Genomic DNA, 21,898 nt, shown 5'->3' with positions numbered 1-21,898 from the left:
ATGGTTCATGGCCGAAGTGATTGACGGAAAGATCGTCGCCGCAGACGTGGTTCAGAAGGTCAAGGCCTTGACCGAGGACCTAGTCGCCAAGGGAAAGGCCCAGCCCGGCTTGGCGGTGGTCATCGTCGGCGAGGATCCGGCAAGCCAGGTCTATGTCGCGTCGAAGTCGCGCACCGCCAAGGAATGCGGCTTTTATTCGCTGCAGCACACGCTGCCAGCCGACACGTCCGAAGCGGCACTGCTGAAGATCATCGGCGAACTCAACGCCGATCCGGCCATCAACGGCATTCTGGTGCAGCTGCCGCTTCCCGCCCATATCGATGCCGGCAAGATCATCCAGGCCATCGCGCCACAAAAGGATGTCGACGGCTTTCATTTCATCAATGTCGGCAAGCTCGGCACCGGCGAACTCGAAACAGCCTTCGTGCCCTGCACGCCGGCCGGCTCCATGCTTTTGATCGAACGCGTGCGCGGCAAGGATCTTTCCGGCCTCAACGCGGTCGTCGTCGGCCGCTCCAACATCGTCGGCAAGCCGATGGCAAATCTGTTGCTTGCCGCCAACTGCACCGTCACCATAGCCCACAGCCGCACCAAGGATCTGCCGGCGCTGGCCCGCACAGCCGACATTCTGGTTGCCGCCGTCGGCCGGCCCGAAATGATCAAGGGCGACTGGGTCAAGCCCGGCGCCACCGTGATCGATGTCGGGATCAACCGCATTGCCGCACCCGAGAAGGGCGAAGGCAAAACCCGCCTCGTCGGCGATGTAGCCTATGCCGAAGCGGCCAAGGCCGCCGGCGCCATCACCCCCGTGCCCGGCGGTGTCGGACCGATGACCATTGCCATGCTGATGGCCAATACGTTAGCCTCAGCCTACCTTGCGGCCGGCTTGAAGCGGCCTTCCTTCTGACCCAGAAAGCAGCTTCTTTGCCGAACCTTACTGTACCCTCTGAACGGCCGGTCGTGGATGATCCCGTTCAAGGGGGCCGGCAATTCGCGTTCCTGCTGGTCGACAAGTTTTCGATGTTTTCGCTGGCAGCGGCGATCGATACCTTCCGCTCGGCCAACCGCCTGCTCGGCCGCGATTTCTATGGCTGGACGACGGTCTCGGCCGACGGCGATCCCGTCATGGCCTCCAACGGCCTGCCGCTCAAGATCGACTATGCCGTCGCCGATTTGCCGCCCGTCGATATCCTATTCGTGTCGGTGGGCCTGTCGGTCGAGTTCCCCGGCAAGAGCAAGGTGCTGGCGGCGCTGCGCAGCTGGGGCCGGCGCGGCAATGCGCTCGGCGCGTTGTCGGTCGGCTCTTACCTCCTGGCCGAAGCCGGTCAGCTCGAAGGTTATCGCTGCACCATCCATTGGGAAAACCGCGCCGGCTTCGTCGAGCGCTTTCCCGACATCAATTGCACCGGCAACGTCTTCGAGATCGACCGCAAGCGCTACACCTGCGCCGGCGGCACCACCTCGATCGACCTGATGCTGGAGATCGTGCGTGGCGACTTCGGCTCGAACCTCGCCAACGGCGTTGCCAACCAGTTCCAGCATGAGCGCATCCGCTCCGCCGGCGACCGCCAGCGCGTCGGGCCGGAGCGCGACCTGACCGGCAAGTCGGAGAAGCTAAGGCGCATCGTCGAACTGATGGCCGACCATCTCGACGAGCCGCTATCAGCCGTGCAGCTTGCCAAATCGGCGGGCCTGTCGGTGCGCCAGGTCGAGCGCTTGTTCCTGCGCCATTTGAGCGTCACGCCCGGTCGTTACTACATGCGGCTCAGGCTTGAGCGGGCGCGCGAACTGCTGCGCCAGACCAACATGCCGATCCTCGACGTGGCCATTGCCACCGGCTTTACCTCGCACTCCTATTTCGCGCAGAGCTATCGGCTGCAGTTTGGCCGTCCGCCTTCCGAAGAGCGGCGCACCACCTACTGATTTCGTGTTACCAGCTCTGCCGGCGCCGATCCTGTTACACTGCAACCGTTAGAAGCATGATCCCAAAAAGTGGGTGCCGGTTTTTGGAAAAGATCGTGCTCCAACAAAGGGTTAGATCATGATGAGATTTCATCCAAATCTCATCATGATCTAGTAACCCGCTCCAGGCTTGTGTCCGGACGCGCTGTCAAATAGCTTCCGGCGCGGATCAGAGGGCGGCCTCAAGGAGATTTCGATGGCGGGACTTTTGCGGAGCGTCGCTGCGGCGCTGCTCCTTTTGTCGATGACTTCGCTCGGCTTTGCCGCCAATAAGGTTATCATCATTCTTGACGCTTCAGGCTCGATGTGGGCCCAGATCGACGGCAAGCCGAAGCTCGAGATCGCGCGCGAATCGCTGAGGACCGTACTGCAGTCGGTCCCGGGCGACGACGAGATCGGCTTAATGGCCTATGGCCACCGCGAAAAGGGCAGCTGCGACGACATCGAGCTGATCGTGCCGCCGCAAGCCGGCTCGGCTAGCGCCATTTCGGCCGCTGCCGACAGCCTGAAATTCCTCGGCAAGACGCCGCTGACCGCAGCCGTCAAGCAGGCGGCCGAAGCTCTGAAATACACCGAGGACAAGGCGACCGTGGTTCTCATCACCGATGGGCTTGAAACCTGTGAAGGTGACCCGTGCGCGCTGGGCAAGGAACTGGAGGCCTCAGGCGTCGATTTCACCGTCGACGTCGTCGGCTTCGGCCTGACCGCTGACGAGGGCAAGCAGATCGCCTGCCTTGCCGACAACACCGGCGGCAAATATATCCAGGCCTCGGACGAGAAGGCGCTGCAGGAAGCACTGGTCGAAACCGTCGCCGCGCCGGCTCCGGCGCCGGCACCCGAACCCGCTCCGGCGCCTGCCCCTGAACCGGCAAAGCCCGAATTCAATTTCATCCCGACCGTGGTCATGGCGGAAGGCGGCGATCCGATCACCGACGGCAATGCCTGGGAGGTCTACAAGGCCAAGGCCGATGGCACGCGCGGCGAGGCCGTCACCACCCAGTACAACAACTACGAGGCCAATCTCGAGCCGGGCGACTATGTCGTCGTCGCGCGCGCCGACGAAGCTCGGGCGGAACAGAAGGTCAAGATCGAGGCGGGCCAGGTCTACAAGCCGCTCTTCACCTTGAACGCCGGCACCATGCTCATCCATCCGAAGCCAAGCCAGGGCGCCGAGATCAGTGACGAAGCCCATCTCGACTTCGCCTTCCCGGGCGGCAGCACCACCCACTATGGCGACACCAGGATCATCGTGCCGGCTGGTGAGCAGAAGGTGACGGTTGCGATCGGCAGCGGCTCGGTGACCGAGAACATCCAGCTCGCCGCCGGGCAGACTGTGGAAAAAGACATAGTCGTCGGCGTCGGCCATGCCGCCGTCAACGCCTACTACACTGCAGGCGGCGACAAGGCCGACTCCTCGGGCATCAGCGTCCAGATCGTCAAGGCCAAGAAAAAGATCGACGGCTCGCGTGACGATGTCGCCCACTCCTATGGGCCCGACAGCAAGTTCTGGCTGCCGCCGGACGACTATGTCGCGGTCACCTCGCTTGAGCTCGCAACCGTCGAGCAGCCTTTCAGCGTCAAGGTTGGCGACGTCAAGGACGTCAAGGTGACGCTCGATGCCGGCGTGCTGGTGATGTCGGCGCCGGGTGCCTATTCGATCGAGGTGCTGTCGTCGAAGAAGGATATCCAGGGCAACCGCAAGGCGCTCGGCCTGAACTATGGCGACACCTGGCAGCAGACTATCCCGGCCGGCGACTATGTCGTCCTCCGCCACATGTCCGATCAAGGCCATGACAAGGAAATGCCGGTGACGGTCAAGGCCGGCGAACGGAGCGAGATTACGGTTCAGCCGTAATCGCCATCCATCCCTCACCAAAGGGCGGCCTCAAACCGAGCTCGAGCCGCCCTTTTTACAAAATAGGCAATGATGCCTCAGGCCGTGCCGAAAGCACTGGCGCCATGGTCGGCGCGGCCGACCAGCTGGCGGAAACCGGCGAACAGCTCGCGGCCGAAACCGAACTCGTTGCCGATGAGATCGATGTCGGCCGTGCGGCGCAGCGCGAGCTCTGGCCCCGGCACCAGCACTTCCAGCGTGCCGGCATCGGCGTCGAGCCGGATGATGTCGCCGTCATGGATCCTGGCGATCGGCCCTTCCTCGACCGCTTCCGGCGTTACATGGATCGCCGCCGGCACCTTGCCGGAAGCGCCAGACATGCGCCCGTCCGTGACCAGCGCGACGCGCTGGCCACGATCCTGCAGGATGCCGAGCACGGTGGTCAGCTTGTGCAGTTCCGGCATGCCGTTTGCCTTCGGGCCCTGGAAGCGGATGACGGCGATGAAGTCGCCGGTCAGCGTGCCGGCCTTGAAGGCTTCGTTCAGTCCCTGCTGGCTGTCGAACACCTTGGCCGGCGCCTCGATGACGCGGCGTTCCGGCTTCACGGCGGACGTCTTGATGACGGCGTGGCCGAGATTGCCGGCGAGCACTTTCAGGCCGCCGGTCGGCTGGAAGGCCTTCTTGAACGGCGCCAGCACCTTCTCGTCGCCGCTCTGCAGCGGCGAGGCTTCACGCACGACGCTGCCGTCTTCGCCGAGCCGGGCTTCGACCGCATAGGGCCTGAGACCTTCGCCCCATACCGTCTGCACATCCTCATGCAGGATGCCTTCGTCAAGCAATTCGCGGATCAGGAAGCCGAGCCCGCCGGCGGCATGGAAATGGTTCACGTCGGCAAGCCCGTTCGGATAGACGCGCGCGAGAAGCGGCACCGCTTCCGACAGGTCGGAAATGTCCTGCCAGGTAAGCGTGATGCCGGCGGCCGCCGCCATGGCGATGAGGTGGATGGTGTGGTTGGTAGAGCCGCCGGTGGCGTGCAGGCCGACGACGCCATTGACGAAAGAGCGCTCGTCGATCATGCGGCCGACCGGCGTGTAGGCGTTGCCGAGCGCGGTGATGGCGAGCGCCCGCTTCGTCGCCTCACGCGTCAGCGCGTCGCGCAGCGGCGTGCCCGGATTGACGAACGAGGCGCCGGGCGTATGCAGGCCCATGATCTCCATCAGCATCTGGTTGGAGTTGGCGGTGCCGTAGAAGGTGCAGGTGCCCGGCCCGTGATAGGATTTGGACTCCGCTTCGAGTAGTTCTGCGCGCCCAGCCTTGCCCTCGGCATAGAGCTGGCGAACCTTGGCCTTCTCGTCATTGGGCAGGCCCGTCGTCATCGGCCCTGCCGGCACGAACACCGCCGGCAGATGGCCAAAGGTGAGGGCTGCAATCACCAGCCCGGGCACGATCTTGTCGCAGACGCCGAGATAGACGGCGGCGTCGAACATGTTGTGCGACAGGCCGATCGCCGCCGACATGGCGATGACGTCGCGCGAAAACAGCGACAGCTCCATGCCGGGCTGTCCCTGGGTCACGCCGTCGCACATGGCGGGCACGCCGCCGGCCACTTGCGCGATGCCGCCAACTTCCTTCGCGGCTTCCTTGATCAGCGCCGGGAAGGTTTCGAAGGGCTGATGCGCCGACAGCATGTCATTGTAGGAGGTGATGATGCCGAGGTTCGGCACCTTGTCGGCGCCGAGCGCCAGCTTTTCAGACGGGCTGCAGACGGCAAAGCCATGCGCGAGGTTGCCGCAAGACAGAACCCCCCGGTTGGCGGCGCGGCTGGAGGTCTCGGCGATGCGGCCGAGATAGCGCTCGCGGCCGGCTTTCGAGCGTTGGCGGATGCGTTCCGTGATGGCTTCGATGTCGCGTCTGGCTGTCATGGTCGGTCCTTTCGAGCCCCGGAAGAACGTCCTCCACCGTCTGCCGGGACTGCTTTGCGTGAAATCAGGGTGCCCAGAACACCTCTACCGGGATGGGTGCCGCTTCGAGCACTTTGCGGATGGGCTTTTTCGCACCCGGTCCCATCGCACCATCGAAGGCGGTGCGCTTGTCCTCGCCTTCTATATGCAGCGCGATGAAGCCGGCGTCGACGATCCGCGCCAGCGGCAGCGTCAACCGGGGTTCGCCGGCGCTTGCCGCGTGAACCGGCAGCACGATCCTTGATGAGGCGGGGTCGAGCAAATCGCCGAGATTCTCGGCGTCGGGAAAGAACGAGGCGGTGTGGCCGTCGCCGCCCATGCCGAGCACGACGACATCGAGGGGCCAGGGCAGAGCCTTCAGCGCCGCATCGTCGGCCGCCGCGGCGGTCTCGATGCTTGCCGCCTCATGGTAAAGCGGCACGAAGTGCGCGGCAGCCGCCTTGTTCTGCAGCAGGTTGGCCGCGACCAGCCCCGCATTCGAGCGCGGCGAGGAGGCCGGCACGAACCGTTCGTCGACCAGCGTCACCGTCACCTTGTTCCAGGCGATCGGAATGGCCGAAAGTGCTGCAAAGAACTTTGCCGGCGTGGTGCCGCCGGAAACGGCAAGCAGGGCCGTGCCGCGCTCGTTGATGGCCTTGGTCAGGCGCGCCGCGACATTGCCGGCAAGGGCTGCCGCCAGATCCTGGCGCCCGGCAAAGCCGTTCCAGTTATAGACGGGCTCGCTCAATTGCTTTCGTGCCATGTCCGCCCGTCGCGTTCGATCAGCGCAATCGAGGCCGAGGGACCCCATGTGCCGGCCGTATAGCCTTGCGCCTCCTGCCTGGCGCTTTCCCAGGCGTTCTGGATCGGGTCGATCCACTTCCATGCCGCCTCGACCTCGTCGCGGCGCATGAACAGCGTCTGGTTGCCGCGGATAACATCCATGATCAGCCGTTCATAGGCGTCCGGCGCACGGCCGTCGAAAGATGTTGCAAAGCTCATGTCGAGCGGAATCTGGCGCAGCCGCATGCCGCCTGGGCCTGGATCCTTGATCATGATGAACTGCTTGACGCCTTCGTCGGGCTGCAGCCGGATCACCAGTTGGTTGGCTGAGATCGGCCCGGCGCTGTCGCCGAAGATCGAATGCGGGATCGGCTTGAACTCGATGACGATTTCCGAAACGCGGGTCGCCAGCCTTTTGCCGGTCCTGAGATAGAACGGCACGCCGGCCCAGCGCCAATTGCCGATCTCAGCCTTGATGGCGACGAAAGTCTCGGTGGAGCTGTCTTTGCCAAGTTCCTCGACATAGCCTTTCACCGCGCCGCCTGCAGAGGCGCCGGCGCGGTACTGCCCGCGCACGGTGTGCTTGGGTGCCTCATTGCCGTTGATGCGCTTCAGCGCCCGCAGCACCTTCAGCTTCTCGTCGCGCACGGCATCGGCATCCATCGACGATGGCGCCTCCATGGCAACCAGGCAGAGCAGCTGCAGCATGTGGTTCTGCACCATGTCGCGCAGCGCGCCGGCCTTGTCGTAGTAGGTGACGCGGTCTTCAAGACCGACGGTCTCGGCCACCGTGATCTGCACATGGTCGATATGGGCAGAATTCCAAAGCGGCTCATAGAGCGCGTTGGCAAAGCGCAGCGCCATCAGATTCTGCACCGTCTCCTTTCCGAGATAGTGGTCGATGCGGAAGATCTGGCTTTCGTGGAAGTCGTCTCCAACCACGTCGTTGAGCTTGCGCGCCGAATCGAGGTCGCGGCCGATCGGCTTCTCCAGCACGATGCGCGAATTCGGCGTGATGAGATTGTGGGCTTTCAGCTGGTGCGAGATGTCGCCGAACAGCGCCGGCGCAACCGCCAGATAGAAAGCGCGAATGCGGTCGCTTTCGCCGATCGCCTTTTTCAGCTTGTCGAAGCCGGCACCCGTCGTCGCGTCGGCCGATACGTAGGACAGCCGGGCAAGAAATGTCTTGAGTTCCTCGGCGTCGATGTCGGCCGGCTTCACATGCTGGGAAATCGCCTGCTTGGCGAAAGCCTGGAATTCCTCGTCGCTCATCTTGGAGCGCGAGGTGCCGATGATGCGGGTCGGCTCGGAAAACTGGTGGTCGCGCTGGCGGTGGTAGAGCGAGGGCAGCAGCTTGCGTTCCGACAGGTCGCCGGTGCCGCCGAAAATGATGAAGTCGAAAGGCTCGACGGGAATGATCTGGCTGGTCATGGTCTGTCCGCTTTGACGCCGCTCGCTGTGACGCGGCAGGATATAATCTAATCGATTTAAACTATCCAGTGCCATGGTGTCACATCAAGGCCAAATCACTGCATATTGATTCGCTCCAAATGTGCCTTGACACTGGCTCCCACCCGGAGGCTTTTCGTCAAGCGATGGTCCCGGGGCTTTCGCGCCTGCAACATAAAGCGGGAATGTGACGAAAGCTAATGCGTGTCGCCCAGAAGTGCGAAGCGGTTCTGGGAGACAGACACGCATCAAACAAAAAGGAAAAATGCGCTTGCGAGGTGGGTCTTCAATGAGCGGAAAAAGCATGCGTCTGGAAAACAAGGTTGCCGTCATCACGGGTGCTGCGTCAGGTTTCGGCGAAGGCATGGCCAGGCGCTTTGCCGAAGAGGGCGCCAAGGTCGTCGTCGCCGACCTCAACGCCAAGGGCGCGGAGCGCGTTGCAGCAGAGATCGGCCAGGCCGCGATCTGGACCCAGACCGATGTTTCGCAGCGTTCCGAATTCGACGAGATGGTCTATGCCGCAAAAAGCGCCTTCGGCCGCATCGATATCATGGTCAACAATGCCGGCTACACCCATCGCAATGGCGACATGCTCGACGTCGACGAGGCGACCTTCGACCTGATCACTTCAGTCAACATGAAGGCGATCTATCACGCCGCACTTGCCGTGGTGCCGATCATGGAGCGGCAGGGCGGCGGCGTCATCCTGACCACGGCTTCGACCGCCGGTCTGCGGCCGCGGCCGGGGCTCACCTGGTACAATGCTTCGAAGGGCTGGGCGATCACCGCGACCAAGTCGATGGCGGTTGAACTCGCGCCCAAGAACATCCGCGTGAACTGCCTTTGCCCGGTCGCCGGCGAGACCGGCATGCTGGAGAAATTCATGGGCACTGACACGCCGGAGATCCGCGAGAAATTCCGTGCCTCGATACCGCTCGGCCGTCTGTCGACGCCGCTCGATATCGCCAACGCTGCGCTTTGGCTTGCGTCGGACGAAGCCGCCTTCATCACCGGTGTGGCGCTGGAGGTCGACGGCGGCCGCTGCATTTGAGCAATTCGGGAAGTACCTCGCTGTTCGCAATGCATGGCAGACAGAGCAATGTCGGCAAGAGTTCGCATCGGTGCGCCGGCCGGCCGAGGAACGAACAGTTGACGTCGTCACGCCGGACCCCAGTTTGACTTCTCGATCCCCCGAAAGGCATAACGGATCGTGGATAGTGTTGGCGGGTGATGAAGATCAGGCAGCAGAAAAGTCGCTACGATCTGGGATGGCGGCTGCGGCTTTACCTGGCCAAGCGTGCGCGGGCGCGAAGCAAGGCAATTTTCATCGGTGTTACCGGAAGCTCCGGCAAGACGACGGCGGGAAGCCTGCTTGGACACATCCTGGCTGGCCAGGGTTCGGTCCACACACAGGTTCTGGCCAACACTATGAAACTGTTGGTCTCGACCCTATCCAGGCGAATGGGAAAGGGCGGCAAAACCGACTACGTCGTCTTCGAGGCTGCTGCATTCGGCCCGGATACAATGAAGCCCATGGCCGAGTTGCTTCGCCCCGACGTGGCTGTTGTCACAATGGTCCGGCTGGAGCATCGGGCCAGTTTCAAGACTGTGGAAAACGTCGCTCGAGAAAAGAGCGCCCTGGTCGCGGCGCTGGAGCCGGGCGGCTTCGCGATGCTCAATGCCGATGACCCTCTTGTGATGGGCATGGCCTCGGCGAGCTATTGCCGTTCCGTCACATTCGGCACATCGGAGCAGGCGGATTATCGCGTCAGCGATATCGAGGCAGCCTATCCCAAGCCGTTGCGGTTCTCGCTCCACTGGCGCGGCGGTGTGCTCGATATCGAGACGTCGTTCCCCGGCCAGCATTTCTGGCTGCCGACGTCAGCGGCGGTTGCAACCGCTCTTGAGCTGGGCGTGCCTGCGCAGATGGTCAAGGACAGAACCGCGACGTTCCAGCCTCTGGAAAATCGCGGCCAGGTGCTCGTCCCCGCGGGCGGCCCCCACTTCATCGTGGATGCCGCAAAGGCGCCCTGGCATTCGCTGAGCCTTGCCTTCGACATGGTAGCCGGATCGACATTCGGGCGAAAACGTATCGTTCTTGGCCAGCTATCGGATTTTTCCGGCTCGAATAACAGATATGCCCAAGCCTACAGCAGCGCGCGCGAGATTGCAGACCAGGTGATTTATGCCGGCGATCATGCCCATCGCTCCAAGGCGAACCAGGCAGATCGCGACAGCGGCCGCTTCATCGAATTGCGCACGGCCAGGGAAGTGTCGGACTACATCGCCCAAACCGCGCAGCCTGACGAGTTGATCCTGCTCAAGAGCTCGTCCAATCTGCACCTCGAGCGTGTCGCTCTTGCCTGGACCCACGACGTCCAGTGCTGGGTTTCGGTATGCGGCAAGACCGAGGGATGCGAGCAATGCGGCCTCTATGAAGTGCCGTTTGAGCAGCACCGTGAGTTTGTGGCGCAGAGAAAATCGAAGCGCCGCAAGCACAGACTGCTGCGGCTCCTCGGCCGCTAGAATCTTTGGCTGAAGCACGCCAGCGCCCGTTTGACTCTGGAACTTGGCACGACGCATATTAGGCTGGGCTAAAAGCTGGCGGGGTGTGAAACTGGAATTGCTGAAAATTCGCAAGGACTTGGGCTGGGCGCTGCGACGGCTGCAGGCGCGCTGGGTGCGGGCGCGTAACAAGGCGACGTTCATCGGCATTACCGGCAGCTCCGGCAAATCCACATCCACCAGCCTGCTTGCACACATACTGGCCGCCCAAGGCAAGGTGCATCTACAGGCCCAGGCCAATACAATGCCTGCGCTCATCCGAACGCTTTACAAGCGCCTGAGGAAGGCCGGCAAAGTCGATTACGTCGTTTTCGAAGCCGGCGCTTCCGACTTCGGCACGATCAGCGCCATGGCGCAGATGCTGAAGCCGAGTGTGGCGGTGGTTACGATGATCCGTCTGGAGCATTTCGGCAAGTTCAAGACTCTGGAAGCTGTGGCGGGAGAGAAGCGGGCGCTGGTCGGGGCACTTCAACCTGATGGACTTGCGGTTCTCAATTGCGATGACCCACTGGTGATCGGCATGGCGTCTGGCGCGAAATGCCGGATTGCGACCTTCGGCCAGTCCGGCGAGGCAGACTACCGCGTGAGTGACGTGCATGCCGCGTATCCGGAATTGCTGCGGTTCACCCTTCATTGGCGCGGTGGCAGCCTGAATATTCAAGCGCCTTTTCCCGGCGAGCAATTCTGGCTGCCGACTGCAGCGGCTGTTGCCGCCGCCTTGGAACTTGGCGTCCCGCCAGAGCAAGTCGTAGCGAGAACGGCATCGTTTGCACCACTGCCCAACCGCTCTACGGTGCAAGAGGTATCCGCGGGTCCGAAATTCCTGGTCGATACGGCCAAAGCGCCCTGGCATTCGCTCAACATTGCCCTGGAGATGATTGCAAAGGCCAAGGGTGCTCGCAAGCGCATTGTGCTGGGGCAGATATCCGACTACGCCGGCTCGTCGAGGAAATACGGCGCCGCCTACAACATCGCGCGCGAAATCGCCGATGAGGTCATTTATACCGGCGACAATGCGCATCGCTCGCGCGCCAGCCAGGCCGACCGCGACAGCGGCCGTTTCATTGAGCTTCGCACTGCCAAGGAAGTTTCGGATCATATCAAACGGACGGCAGTCCCAGGAGAACTGATTCTGCTGAAAAGTTCGTCCAACCTTCATCTGGAAAGGATCGCGCTCGCCTGGACACACGACGTCAAATGCTGGGTCCCGATATGCCGCAAGTCGGAAAGCTGCCAAATGTGCGGCCTCTACGAAGTGCCGTTCGAGGAACACCGGGATTTCCTGGCGAAGCGCAAACTTGCTCGCAGGAGACACCGTTTCAGGTGGTTGTTCGGCGGCTGACCAGATCTGGCGGCTTGCGTCTCAAGCCCCGGTCTTGATGTAGCTCTTGTAGATCCAGCCGCGCTTGCCGTTGTAGACGATCTGGCACCATTTCTTGCAACTCATCACCTGCACCGACGACTTGGCGGGCACGGTCCCCATGGCGGCGGCGTTTTTCTGCGGACCGCTACGCATTGTCACCGCCCTGAGGATGCGTCCGGTGCCGGCGGCAGCAGCCACCTTCTGTGGCTTGGCCTTGGCCTGGGTATCGTCCGTTGCGGCGGAAGATTGCTCGTCTGGAAGTTGCGGTTTTGGCGTCGGTATGGCGGCGGTCTCGGCGTCGTCGTCATTGGCGGGAGCAGCGACCTTTGACAGCTGCGTCGTGGCGTCGCTCTGCGCCGCCGGTTCTTCGAATGCCGCGGCATCGGACGGTTTGGCGGCAGCCTGCTCGGCAGGCGCCTGATCGGATGGCGTCGCGGCAGGGTCGCTGTTGGATTGCGCCGCAGTCCAGCGCGGATCGTTCGCCGACAGCGGCGGCATGGCAGCCCCACCGGCAGCGACCGTCGATGAAACTGCATCGCCCTTGCGCGCGGCTTGTGGCGCCGCTACCGCGGCGGACGTGGCCGCGACCGGGGCAATCTTGGTCGTCTTGACCGGAAAAGTCGGAACGTTCTGCTGTGTGCTGGCGATCGCTTGCCGGTCGCTGGCCGGCAACGCCAGCCAAAGCGCTATGCCCGCCACGCCAAGCAGCGCTGCGGTGCCGACCGCGGCGATCACCAGATGCGAATTCGTGCGCACCCCCTGCCAGAAGGAGGGCCGCATGTCATAACCGAATTGCATGGCGAAGCGCCGACGTTCCGGCGCGCCGAAACTGAAGGGCTCGTTCACTCTTGCCACCTCCAAAAGATGAGCCGGTGTTCTTTCGATCGGCGCCGGCAGCCCGGCATTCGATCGGCATCGGTCCCAACAACAAAGCGGGCAGGCCCGCAGAAATCCCCGTTCGATCGCCCAGAACCGGCATCCTTTGCCCTTGATTGTGGCATCAGTGCGCCGTCAGGGGAATTGTGCGCTCTTGTTAAGGATTCTGCAACGTCTCGCTGCGGCAACCAACAGCTCAATAGAATCAGCTCAGTACCAGCCACGGCTGATATGAGATACTTTCCCTATATTCGGTCCCTCAGGGCAAACCAGTTCAGTGCCAAGAACAATAATGGCGTTCTAAATCGCCGGCCGCCGGGGAAAGCCGGGATGTTCAGGTCCTCGATCAGCTTCAGTCTGTCGCGGTTGCCGGCGACGGTCTGGGCATAGAGCTTGCCGAAGAAGTTCGACAGCATCACGCCGTGGCCGGAATAGCCTCCGGCCGAGATCACATTGGGCATCACCTCGCGCACGAACGGTTTCCTGGGCATGGTGATGCCGACATAGCCGCCCCAGCCATGGGTGATCTCGACATCGCTCAGTTCCGGATAAAGCTCGGCTATCTGCCGGCGGATATGGACATGGATGTCCTTCGGATCGTTGACGCCATAGACCTCGCGCCCGCCGAACAGCAGCCTTCCATCCCTGGATTTGCGGAAATAACGCACGACGAAACGCGAATCGTCGACCGCCTCGCCGCCCGGCAGCACTTTCGAATGGACGCCCAGCGGCACCGTCGCGCCGATGAAGGAACCGATGGGCATGATGTGCGCGGCACTCACCGGCTCGAGCGTGCCGCCATAGGCATTTACACCGATCAGGCATTTCTGGGCGGTGATGGTTCCTCTCGAAGTCGTCACCCTGACCTTGCCGCCGCTGGAGGTAACACCGGTCGATAGTGTCTGCTCGAACAGGTGCGCGCCGGCCGCTGCCGCGACCTTTGCCGTGCCGATCACCAGCTTCATCGGGTGGATGTGTCCGGTGCCGGTGTCGCGGGTGCCGCCGAAGTAGCGTGTGGAGCCCAGCCGTTCGGCCGTTTCCCTGGCATCCATGAAGGCGATGTGCGGATAATTGAAGCGGCCCGCCATGATCTCGGCATGCGCCTTGTAGTCGTCGAGATAACGCGGCTTGTGCGCCACGGACAACTGGCCGGGCATATAGTCGACGTCGATCTGGTTGACGGCGGCGAATTCGAGCAGGTGCGCTTTCGCCTCCTCGGCAAGGTCGAACAACGCCTTGGCGCGGGAGAAGCCGTATTCGGCCTCCATCTCTTCGGCCCAGGCGCGCTGGCCCGTGCCGAGCTGGCCGCCATTGCGCCCTGAAGCGCCGTCGCCGAAGCGATGCGCCTCGATCAGAACGACGTCGGCTCCCGCCTTCGCCAAATGAGCGGCCGCCGACAGCCCGGTGAAGCCACCGCCGACGACGACGACGTCGCAGCTGCGGTCGCCGTCCAGGGCAGGGTACTCAGGGCGTGGTCCGGCTGTGTCTTCGTACCAGGAGCGACCGGGGGAGATAGGTGATTGGTAAGGCATGGGGACACCAGCCAATGGTGAATGGTGAATGGTGAATGGCTGCGAGACGCACGACGTCTGCGCTCATCCATCCAATATGAAACTACTCACCATTCACTATTCACCATTCACACGACGAAGTCGCCGCTCACACGTTGAGCAACAGATACTCCCGCTCCCACGGGCTGATCACTTCCATGAAGGTCTCGAACTCCGCCCGCTTGATCGCTGCATAGGTTGCGGCGAAGGACTTGCCCAGAAGAGCGCATAGTTCCTCGTCGCCTTCGAAAAGGTCGACGGCTTCGAGCAGGCCGCGTGGCAGGTCGATCTCATCGGCGTTTGCGGTGGTCAGCACCGGAGGTTCGGCCTTGATCTTGTTGGTGATGCCGATCAGCCCGCAGGCAAGTGAGGCCGCCAGCGCCAGATAGGGGTTGGCGTCGGAAGACGGGATGCGGTTTTCGACACGCCGCGCCGCCGGATCCGAGCGCGGCACGCGGAACGCCGTGGTGCGGTTGTCATAGCCCCATTTGTTGTTGACCGGCGCCGAGGCCGACTGCGTCAGCCGGCGGTAGGAATTGACGTAGGGAGCAAACATCACCAGTGCGTTCGGCACATGCTTCTGCATGCCGCCGATGAAATGGAAGAAGTCGTCGGTTTCCGAGCCGTCCTTCGCCGAAAAGATATTCAGCCCGGTCTTCTTGTCGATGATCGACTGGTGGATGTGCATGGCAGAACCTGGCTGGCCCTGGATCGGCTTGGCCATGAAGGTGGCATAGATCTCATGCTTCAGCGCTGCCTCGCGGATGGTGCGTTTGAACATGAACACCTGGTCGGCGAGCTCGACCGGATCGCCGTGACGCAGATTGATCTCGAGCTGGCCGGCGCCTTCCTCGTGGATCAGCGTGTCGATCTCCAGGCCCTGGCTTTCGGAGAAATGGTAGATGTCGTCGATCAGTTCGTCGAACTCGTTGACGCCGGCGATCGAATAGCCGGCGCCGCCGCCGATTGCCCGTCCGGAACGCCCGACGGGTGGGGTCAGCGGATAATCGGGGTCGGGGTTCTTGCGCACCAGATAGAATTCGATCTCGGGCGCCACCACCGGCTTCAGCCCGCGCTTGTCGTAGGCTGCTACCACGCGCTTCAGGACGTTGCGCGGCGTGAACTCGACCGAACGGCCATCCTGATGGACGAGGTCGCAGATGACGGCGGCCGTCGGGTCTTCTTCCCACGGCACGACGGTCAACGTCGACAGATCCGGCATCAGCTTTAGGTCGCCATCATCCTCCGGATAGTGGAAACCGTTGCCATCCTCGGGATAGCCGCCCGAAATCGTCGTCATGAACACTGCCGATGGCAGCGCCAGCGAGGTGTTGGAAGTGAATTTCTTCGACGGCATCATCTTGCCGCGCGCGACGCCAGCCTGATCAGGCGTGATGCATTCTATGTCTTCGATGCCGCGCCATTCCAGCCAAGCGCTGACTTCCTTCCAGTTCTTCACGCCGCGTTGATTTTTCACGAAGGCAGGCGTTCGGACGCGTCCTCCGCGGGTCGACGGACGGACTTCCTTTTTCGCAGGCGGCATCATTCACCAGTTTGGGTTGCAATTATCACAGTATAGCTGTTGCCGGTGATGGAAGGGAAGGGGAGCTGCCTGTCTTCGGCTTCCTGGTTGAAAATCGCGCCACGCAGATTAGGGTCAACCTCCCGCAGATCGAGCAGCAGAAGACACCGTATGCCTGGCAAATTGACCACGATCGGCTTCGACGCCGACGATACCCTATGGCAGAACGAACAGTTCTTCCGCCTGACCGAGAAGCATTTCGCAACCCTACTCGCCGACCACGGCGAGGCCGAGCACATTTCGGCACGGCTGCTGGAGGCCGAGAAGCGCAACCTTGCCGTCTACGGCTTCGGCATCAAGGGCTTTACCTTGTCGATGATCGAGACGGCAATAGAAGTGACCGAGGGCCGTGTGCCGGGGTCGACCATCGCCGAAATCCTTGCCGCCGGCCGCGACATGCTGGGACATCCGGTCGAGGCTTTGCCGCATGCGCGTGAGACCGTGGAAAGGCTCGCCGGCGCCTACCATCTGGTGCTGATCACCAAGGGCGATCTGTTCGACCAGGAGCGCAAGCTGGCGGCGTCCGGCTTTGGCGACCTGTTCGATGCAGTCGAGATCGTCAGCGACAAGAGCGCCGCCACCTATGCCAGGATCTTTGGCCGTCACGGCAGCCCGCAGACCAGCATGATGGTCGGCAATTCGCTCAAGTCGGACGTGGTGCCGGCCATCGAGGCCGGCAGCTGGGGTGTGTATGTGCCGCACGAGCTGACCTGGGTGCTCGAACACGTCGAGCCGCCGGTCGAGGCACCGCGTTTTCGTCAGCTTGTCGATCTTGGCGAACTGCCGGCTTTGATCGAGAGCATCGGCAAGGAACGCTGACCGCCCCGCACGTGTTCGGGCGGATTGCGATCAGCCGCGCCCGAGGCTGATCAGCCGGTCGACCACCGGCTGCAGCCTTTCGGTGGTGATCGGCTTGGTTACCACCACATCGACCACGCTCGACAGGCCCAGGCTGTCGGGCGTGCCGGTCTTGGTTGAAAGCAGGATCACCTTGGGGAGCGACCGCCCAGATGTCCGCCGCAAGGCGTCGATGGCCGCCATTAGCGCGCGGCAGTCCTCGTTGTCGGGGCCGCCATCGAGAACGACGGCGCCCGGAATGAGGGTTCGCAATGTCTTGGCCGCCATTTCGGGCGACTCGGAGATCGGCTTCAGTCCGGACTTCTCGACGATCTTCGACACCACCACCCGGTTGATCGGCGATTTTCCAACGACCAGCACGTGGGAGAAATCCGTTGATATCTCGGAGTTCGCGTCCCTGCTTGACGAATTCAGATGTTTGGCGGTGTCGGTCTCGCGGTTCACAGGGCACATGGGCGGGGCGGGCACTCGGCGCTGCTTCAATGCAGGGTTGAAATCCGAGAGCCAATTGGCGTGAGATCGCCCGCCATGTCAAGCTGAAATGACGGACCTGCGAAATATAGCCGGAAATATTAAACCTCGGAGACAAGGTCTGTTTTCGAACTGTAGTTAAGTTTACGCTCAAAAGCGAAAGTCACCCGCGCTGAAAACCCGCGGGTGACGTTGAAATCGGCCAGTGAGCGACGGGGCCCATAGGTTCCACAAGCACAAAGCTTCCGTAAGGGAAGATCAGCCGTGACTCTTCTGCGTGACGATCACCGGGATCAGCAGGTCGCCCCAATTGCCGTCGCCGCCATGATGCCGGGCCGAGCGCACCAGTTCCACCGAGACGCCGGCCTCCACTGCCTTCATCACCGATTGATTGAGCCGGTGCAGGTCGTTGGCCAGCATGCGGATGGTCGCCTGTTGGTCGACACTCATCGTGGTGGACTGCTCTTCTGCACGTTCCTTGACGCGGCTTATCGATGCCATTTTCTTCTCCCTTGCCCTTCGGGCGTTTCCTCTGTTGGTTATGTCGATCGGTTCATTCCGCTGCCGGCTTGAACTGGACGTGCTCGGTCGATTCATGCATGGCGGTGGTCGACGACTGGCCGCCGCTGATTGCCATCGACACGGCGTCGAAATAGCCGGTGCCGACCTCGCGCTGGTGCTTGGTCGCGGTGTAGCCGTGGACTTCGGCCGCGAACTCGGCTTCCTGCAACTCGGAATAGGCCGCCATCTGCCGCGCCTTGTAGCCGCGGGCCAGCTCGAACATGCCGAAATTGAGCTGGTGGAAGCCGGCAAGCGTGATGAACTGGAACTTGTAGCCCATGGCGCCGAGTTCGCGCTGGAACTTGGCGATCGTCGCGTCGTCGAGGTTCTTCTTCCAGTTGAACGACGGCGAGCAATTATAGGCGAGAAGCTTGCCGGGATGATGCCTGCGCACGCCCTCGGCGAATTTCTTGGCCTGCGTCAGGTCGGGCTTCGACGTCTCGCACCAGATCAAGTCGGCATGCGGCGCATAGGCAATGGCGCGCGCGATGCACGGTTCGATGCCGTTCCTGACCTGGTAGAAGCCTTCAACCGTGCGGCCGGCATCGTAGTCGACGAAAGGCTGGTCGCGCTCGTCAATGTCGGAGGTCAGAAGCTTTGCCGCTTCCGCATCGGTGCGTGCCACGACTAGCGTCGGCGTGCCCATCACGTCGGCCGCCAGACGCGCCGCGTTGAGGTTGCGGATATGCGCGGCGGTCGGGATCAGCACTTTGCCGCCGAGATGGCCGCACTTCTTCTCAGAGGCCAGCTGGTCCTCATAGTGGACGCCGGCAGCGCCCGCCTCGATGAACGCCTTCATGATCTCGAAGGCGTTGAGCGGTCCGCCGAAGCCGGCCTCGGCATCGGCGACGATCGGCGCGAACCAGGTGTCGACCGACAGGCCGTTGCCTTCCGAGGTCTCGATCTGATCGGCGCGCTGCAGCGTGCGGTTGATGCGCTTGACCAGTTCGGGCGCCGCATTGGCGGGATAGAGCGACTGGTCCGGATACATGGCCGACGCGGTGTTGGCGTCGGCGGCGACCTGCCAGCCCGAGAGATAGATTGCCTTCAGCCCGGCACGCACCTGCTGCATCGCCTGGTTGCCCGACATGGCGCCGAGTGCATTGACGAAGTCTTCCTCGTGGATGAGCTTCCACAGCCGGTTGGCGCCCATTTCGGCAAGACTCTGGCGTATCTGGACCGACCCGCGCAGCCGCTTCACATCGTCCGGCGAATAGGCTCGTTCGATGCCGTCGAAGCGGCCTTCGGGCGCGGATGGGACAAGATTGTAAAAATCAGTCATTGGTCACTCCAGATCAATCGATGCCAGTGTCTTGAAACGCCGCGCCCTGGGATGGTGTGCGTCGTCTGTGTGTGACATCATTTACATTGCGCCGCGACGAGAGCGAGGAAAACCGCCATTTTCGGTAGAAAATAAGAGAAAACCTGTGTTGTGTTTGACTGCTTGCCGCTGTAAATCTGTCATGATTGTAAAAAGATGGTGCGCCGTTCATCGCTCGCAAGTCGTGTAAATTCCTGTCAAGGAAAGCCGATGGCCGACCAGAAGATATTCGCCGGGCCGCGCATCCGCCGCATCCGCATCGCCAAAGGCCTGACCCAGACGGCGATGGCCGAGGGGCTCGGCATCTCGCCGTCCTATCTCAACCTGATCGAGCGCAACCAGCGGCCGCTGACGGTGCAGCTGATCCTGAAGCTGGCCTCTGTCTACAAGGTCGACCCGCATGAATTGCAGGGTGAGGCGAGAGGGTCGATCTCGGCCTTGAAGGAAGTGTTCGGCGACCCGCTGCTTGCCGGTGAGCTGCCGGGCGACCAGGAACTGATCGAACTGGCCGAGGCCGCCCCCAATGCATCGGCTGCGATGATAAAACTGTTTCGCGCTTACCGCGAGCAGGCCGAGCGGCTGTCCGATCTCAACGAGCTTCTGGCGCGCGAGGGCCGCGCCACGGCGCTGTCCGGTGCGCGGCTGCCGATCGACGAAGTGCACGAGATTTTCGAGCGCCGGCCGAACCATTTTGCAGCACTGGAGGAGGAGGCCGAGGCCTTCACCTCGATGCTCGACCCCGGCGACGATCTGTTCGGCGCGCTGAAGGCGTGGCTGAAGCGCGAGTATGGCATCGTCGTCAAGGTGCTGCCGGTCGCCACCATGCCGAACTGGCGCCGCCGTTATGACCGTCATTCGCAGCGTCTTTTTCTATCGGAGCGGCTGTCGCCGTTCGACCAGTTGCGCGAAGTCGCCATGGAGGCCTGCCTGATCCGCATGACGGTCGCTGTCGCCGGCGAAATTCAGACGCTGAAGCTCGGTACGGACGAAGCCCGTCGGCTCGCCCGCTTCGAGTTCGGCCGCTACGCCGCCAATGCCTTGATGATGCCCTATCAGGCATTTCATGCCGCCGCCGTGCGGGCTCGTTACGACATCGATGTGCTGCGCTCGCGTTTCGGCGTCTCCTTCGAACAGGCGGCGAACCGCCTGACCATGCTGCAGCGTCCTGGCTTGTCCGGAGTGCCGTTCTTCATGCTCGAGGTCGACAATGCCGGCAACCGCTTCCGCAAGGCCGGCGGCCAGGGCTTTCCGCAAAGCCGCTTTGGCGGCGGCTGCCCGAAACTGCCGGTCCATGCCGCTTTCGCTTCGCCTGGCCAGATCCTGGTCGAGGCGGTGGAAATGCCCGACGGCGCCGAGTTCCTCTGCATCGCACGCACGCTCGAGGGGCCGCAGGGTTCGTTCTCCGAGCGTCCGCGCCGCACCGCGCTGCTGTTGGGCTGTGATATCGGCTTTCGCGACGAGACCGTCTATGGCGCCGGGCTGCCGGCAAAGGCCGGACAGGGCGCCGCCACGCCGGTCGGTCCCGCTTGCCGGCTGTGCGAACGCATCGGCTGCCTCGCCCGCGCCGAGCCGCCGGTGACCCGTCCGCTGGGCCTGGACGAGATGGTGACGGGCCTGAGCGCCTTCGATTTCCAGTGATGCTTCTCGGGCTGGAGGTCGCGGAAGACTGCAGCTGTTTGCTAAGCAATAGAGCGCGGCCCGAACCATCGCCGAACCAAATATTGATTAAGCATCGGCGCTGCGCTATCGAAGGTGAGCTGCAGGGCAGCCAAGGGGGGACGGCTTATGAACAGGAAAGCTTTGTGGCTTGGCGTGGCGCTTGCCCTTTTGGCGGGGCCTGTTCTGGCAGAAAAATCCTCGGAATTCTTCAAGGACTATCAACAGTATAGTGACGACGGCAAGGCATTCCTGGACAAGATCGATCCAAAGACCGGCGCGGTCGACCTTCCCGAAGGCATCCATCTCGATCTCAAGGACAAGTTCTATTTTCTGGGCAAGAAGGACGCGACGTCCGTCCTGACCGAGGCCTGGGGCAATCCGCCTGATACCGCGTCCGAAGCAATCGGCATGATCTTCCCGGCCAAGTACGAGCCCATCGCCGGCAACGGTTGGGGCATCGAATTGCGCTATGAAAAGATCGGCCATGTCGATGACGCCGACGCGGCATCCATCGACTACACCGAACTGCTGAGCAGCATGCAGGCGGACACATTGTCGGCCAACGATCAGCGGGTAAAGGACGGCTTTCCCCCGATCAAGCTGATCGGCTGGGCCTCGCCGCCGGTCTATGATTTCGTCCACAAGCGGCTGCACTGGGCCAAGGAACTGCAGTTCGGAGACGATACCGTCCACACGCTCAATTACGACGTCCGTTTCCTCGGCCGGGAAGGCGTCTTCGTGATGAGCTACATCGCTACGGTTGAACAATTGCCGGAGATCAAGCAGAGCCTGGACGAAGTGCTGGGCGTGGCGGACTTCAGCACCGGCAAGAAATACACCGATTTTCTGCCCGGCACCGACACGGTCGCCGCGGTTGGCATTGGCGGCCTCATCGCCGGAAAACTCGCGGCAAAGGCCGGCCTGATTGCGGTCGCGGTCATCGCCCTGAAAAAGTTCGGCATTCTGCTGCTGGTACCGTTGGCCGGTCTTTGGCGCTTTATCCGCGGCAACAAGGGCACGTCCTAGAAACGGCGGTGTTTGCCCGTATGGCTGCCGGTTGGCGGTGCGCCAAAGGGAATGCCGGGCTGGATCACGTCCGGCGGTAGCCTATGCGCTAGGCGAAT

At 62.4% G+C, this 21,898-nt stretch carries 18 protein-coding genes; 9 read left to right on the top strand and 9 right to left on the bottom strand.

The window, feature by feature from the left end:
* The first annotated feature begins 7 nt into the window (after window positions 1–7).
* The 3 genes from folD (at window position 8) to NKI15_RS05470 (ending at window position 3,817) form a co-directional block, all read left to right on the top strand.
* Window positions 8–907, top strand: a complete 900-nt coding sequence (gene folD, locus NKI15_RS05480; RefSeq protein WP_352514668.1) for a bifunctional methylenetetrahydrofolate dehydrogenase/methenyltetrahydrofolate cyclohydrolase FolD — start codon at window positions 8–10, stop codon at window positions 905–907.
* Between the two features lie 17 nt (window positions 908–924).
* A complete protein-coding gene (locus tag NKI15_RS05475) occupies window positions 925–1,923 on the top strand; it encodes a GlxA family transcriptional regulator (RefSeq protein ID WP_032891834.1) in 999 nt (332 codons plus the stop codon).
* A 235-nt stretch (window positions 1,924–2,158) separates the two neighbouring features.
* Window positions 2,159–3,817, top strand: coding sequence for a vWA domain-containing protein (locus NKI15_RS05470; RefSeq protein ID WP_352514667.1), 1,659 nt, complete (start codon window positions 2,159–2,161; stop codon window positions 3,815–3,817).
* Window positions 3,818–3,894: 77 nt separating this feature from the next.
* Here NKI15_RS05470 and edd read toward each other — a convergent pair whose 3' ends face one another.
* The 3 genes from edd to zwf all read right to left on the bottom strand — a co-directional run bounded on the left by edd (window position 3,895) and on the right by zwf (window position 7,950).
* On the bottom strand, window positions 3,895–5,718 hold the full coding sequence (gene edd, locus NKI15_RS05465) for a phosphogluconate dehydratase (protein ID WP_023704509.1): 1,824 nt from the start codon (window positions 5,716–5,718) through the stop codon (window positions 3,895–3,897).
* Window positions 5,719–5,782: 64 nt separating this feature from the next.
* A complete protein-coding gene (gene pgl / locus NKI15_RS05460) occupies window positions 5,783–6,499 on the bottom strand; it encodes a 6-phosphogluconolactonase (protein ID WP_023707965.1) in 717 nt (238 codons plus the stop codon).
* Entirely contained in the window at window positions 6,481–7,950 is a 1,470-nt protein-coding gene (gene zwf / locus NKI15_RS05455; RefSeq protein WP_023669307.1) for a glucose-6-phosphate dehydrogenase, read from the bottom strand. Before zwf ends, pgl begins: the two co-directional genes overlap by 19 nt.
* 322 nt (window positions 7,951–8,272) lie before the next feature.
* Here zwf and NKI15_RS05450 point away from each other — a divergent pair, with 322 nt between their 5' ends.
* The 3 genes from NKI15_RS05450 (at window position 8,273) to NKI15_RS05440 (ending at window position 11,875) form a co-directional block, all read left to right on the top strand.
* On the top strand, window positions 8,273–9,019 hold the full coding sequence (locus NKI15_RS05450) for an SDR family oxidoreductase (protein ID WP_027049416.1): 747 nt from the start codon (window positions 8,273–8,275) through the stop codon (window positions 9,017–9,019).
* Between the two features lie 179 nt (window positions 9,020–9,198).
* Window positions 9,199–10,494, top strand: a complete 1,296-nt coding sequence (locus NKI15_RS05445) for a Mur ligase family protein (protein ID WP_023704507.1) — start codon at window positions 9,199–9,201, stop codon at window positions 10,492–10,494.
* Window positions 10,495–10,579: 85 nt separating this feature from the next.
* Window positions 10,580–11,875 (top strand): Mur ligase family protein, encoded by a 1,296-nt coding sequence (locus tag NKI15_RS05440; RefSeq protein WP_023707964.1) that lies wholly within the window; start codon window positions 10,580–10,582, stop codon window positions 11,873–11,875.
* A 21-nt stretch (window positions 11,876–11,896) separates the two neighbouring features.
* Here NKI15_RS05440 and NKI15_RS05435 read toward each other — a convergent pair whose 3' ends face one another.
* The 3 genes from NKI15_RS05435 to NKI15_RS05425 all read right to left on the bottom strand — a co-directional run bounded on the left by NKI15_RS05435 (window position 11,897) and on the right by NKI15_RS05425 (window position 15,868).
* Window positions 11,897–12,742, bottom strand: coding sequence for an SH3 domain-containing protein (locus NKI15_RS05435; protein WP_023704505.1), 846 nt, complete (start codon window positions 12,740–12,742; stop codon window positions 11,897–11,899).
* Between the two features lie 275 nt (window positions 12,743–13,017).
* Complete coding sequence (locus NKI15_RS05430) at window positions 13,018–14,304, bottom strand: NAD(P)/FAD-dependent oxidoreductase (protein WP_352514666.1); 1,287 nt, start codon at window positions 14,302–14,304, stop codon at window positions 13,018–13,020.
* A 127-nt stretch (window positions 14,305–14,431) separates the two neighbouring features.
* Window positions 14,432–15,868, bottom strand: a complete 1,437-nt coding sequence (locus NKI15_RS05425) for a glutamine synthetase family protein (protein WP_023669313.1) — start codon at window positions 15,866–15,868, stop codon at window positions 14,432–14,434.
* 147 nt (window positions 15,869–16,015) lie between these two features.
* Between NKI15_RS05425 and NKI15_RS05420 the strand changes: the two genes are divergently transcribed.
* Window positions 16,016–16,723, top strand: coding sequence for an HAD family hydrolase (locus tag NKI15_RS05420; RefSeq protein WP_352514665.1), 708 nt, complete (start codon window positions 16,016–16,018; stop codon window positions 16,721–16,723).
* 30 nt (window positions 16,724–16,753) lie between these two features.
* Here NKI15_RS05420 and NKI15_RS05415 read toward each other — a convergent pair whose 3' ends face one another.
* The 3 genes from NKI15_RS05415 to aceA form a co-directional block, all read right to left on the bottom strand.
* Window positions 16,754–17,215, bottom strand: coding sequence for a response regulator (locus tag NKI15_RS05415; protein WP_023669317.1), 462 nt, complete (start codon window positions 17,213–17,215; stop codon window positions 16,754–16,756).
* Window positions 17,216–17,491: 276 nt separating this feature from the next.
* Window positions 17,492–17,734, bottom strand: a complete 243-nt coding sequence (locus tag NKI15_RS05410) for an SMc00767 family acetate metabolism repressor (RefSeq protein ID WP_023669318.1) — start codon at window positions 17,732–17,734, stop codon at window positions 17,492–17,494.
* A 52-nt stretch (window positions 17,735–17,786) separates the two neighbouring features.
* Window positions 17,787–19,076: an isocitrate lyase gene (gene aceA, locus NKI15_RS05405; protein ID WP_023704503.1), complete on the bottom strand. Its 1,290-nt coding sequence runs from the start codon at window positions 19,074–19,076 to the stop codon at window positions 17,787–17,789.
* 249 nt (window positions 19,077–19,325) lie between these two features.
* On the opposite strand from aceA, the gene NKI15_RS05400 reads away from it, so the two are divergent.
* Together NKI15_RS05400 and NKI15_RS05395 are read left to right on the top strand one after the other, a co-directional pair.
* Window positions 19,326–20,753: a helix-turn-helix domain-containing protein gene (locus tag NKI15_RS05400; RefSeq protein ID WP_023692381.1), complete on the top strand. Its 1,428-nt coding sequence runs from the start codon at window positions 19,326–19,328 to the stop codon at window positions 20,751–20,753.
* A gap of 147 nt (window positions 20,754–20,900) precedes the next feature.
* Entirely contained in the window at window positions 20,901–21,800 is a 900-nt protein-coding gene (locus NKI15_RS05395) for a DUF2167 domain-containing protein (protein WP_031196137.1), read from the top strand.
* Window positions 21,801–21,898: the final 98 nt, after the last annotated feature.

Origin of the sequence: Mesorhizobium sp. M0862, assembly GCF_040319795.1 — a bacterium.
GTDB lineage: Bacteria > Pseudomonadota > Alphaproteobacteria > Rhizobiales > Rhizobiaceae > Mesorhizobium.
Note: the sequence above shows the minus strand (reverse complement) of the source record. Positions and strands in the feature narration are given on the sequence as shown.

Excerpts from the sequence above, each read along its gene's own strand:
- folD (WP_352514668.1), top strand. The coding sequence starts at position 8 with ATGGCCGAAGTGATTGACGGAAAGATCGTCGCCGCAGACGTGGTTCAG.
- NKI15_RS05470 (WP_352514667.1), top strand. The coding sequence starts at position 2,159 with ATGGCGGGACTTTTGCGGAGCGTCGCTGCGGCGCTGCTCCTTTTGTCG.
- edd (WP_023704509.1), bottom strand. The coding sequence starts at position 5,718 with ATGACAGCCAGACGCGACATCGAAGCCATCACGGAACGCATCCGCCAA.
- pgl (WP_023707965.1), bottom strand. The coding sequence starts at position 6,499 with ATGGCACGAAAGCAATTGAGCGAGCCCGTCTATAACTGGAACGGCTTT.
- zwf (WP_023669307.1), bottom strand. The coding sequence starts at position 7,950 with ATGACCAGCCAGATCATTCCCGTCGAGCCTTTCGACTTCATCATTTTC.
- NKI15_RS05450 (WP_027049416.1), top strand. The coding sequence starts at position 8,273 with ATGCGTCTGGAAAACAAGGTTGCCGTCATCACGGGTGCTGCGTCAGGT.
- NKI15_RS05445 (WP_023704507.1), top strand. The coding sequence starts at position 9,199 with ATGAAGATCAGGCAGCAGAAAAGTCGCTACGATCTGGGATGGCGGCTG.
- NKI15_RS05430 (WP_352514666.1), bottom strand. The coding sequence starts at position 14,304 with ATGCCTTACCAATCACCTATCTCCCCCGGTCGCTCCTGGTACGAAGAC.
- NKI15_RS05425 (WP_023669313.1), bottom strand. The coding sequence starts at position 15,868 with ATGATGCCGCCTGCGAAAAAGGAAGTCCGTCCGTCGACCCGCGGAGGA.
- NKI15_RS05420 (WP_352514665.1), top strand. The coding sequence starts at position 16,016 with ATGCCTGGCAAATTGACCACGATCGGCTTCGACGCCGACGATACCCTA.
- NKI15_RS05415 (WP_023669317.1), bottom strand. The coding sequence starts at position 17,215 with ATGTGCCCTGTGAACCGCGAGACCGACACCGCCAAACATCTGAATTCG.
- NKI15_RS05410 (WP_023669318.1), bottom strand. The coding sequence starts at position 17,734 with ATGGCATCGATAAGCCGCGTCAAGGAACGTGCAGAAGAGCAGTCCACC.
- aceA (WP_023704503.1), bottom strand. The coding sequence starts at position 19,076 with ATGACTGATTTTTACAATCTTGTCCCATCCGCGCCCGAAGGCCGCTTC.
- NKI15_RS05400 (WP_023692381.1), top strand. The coding sequence starts at position 19,326 with ATGGCCGACCAGAAGATATTCGCCGGGCCGCGCATCCGCCGCATCCGC.
- NKI15_RS05395 (WP_031196137.1), top strand. The coding sequence starts at position 20,901 with ATGAACAGGAAAGCTTTGTGGCTTGGCGTGGCGCTTGCCCTTTTGGCG.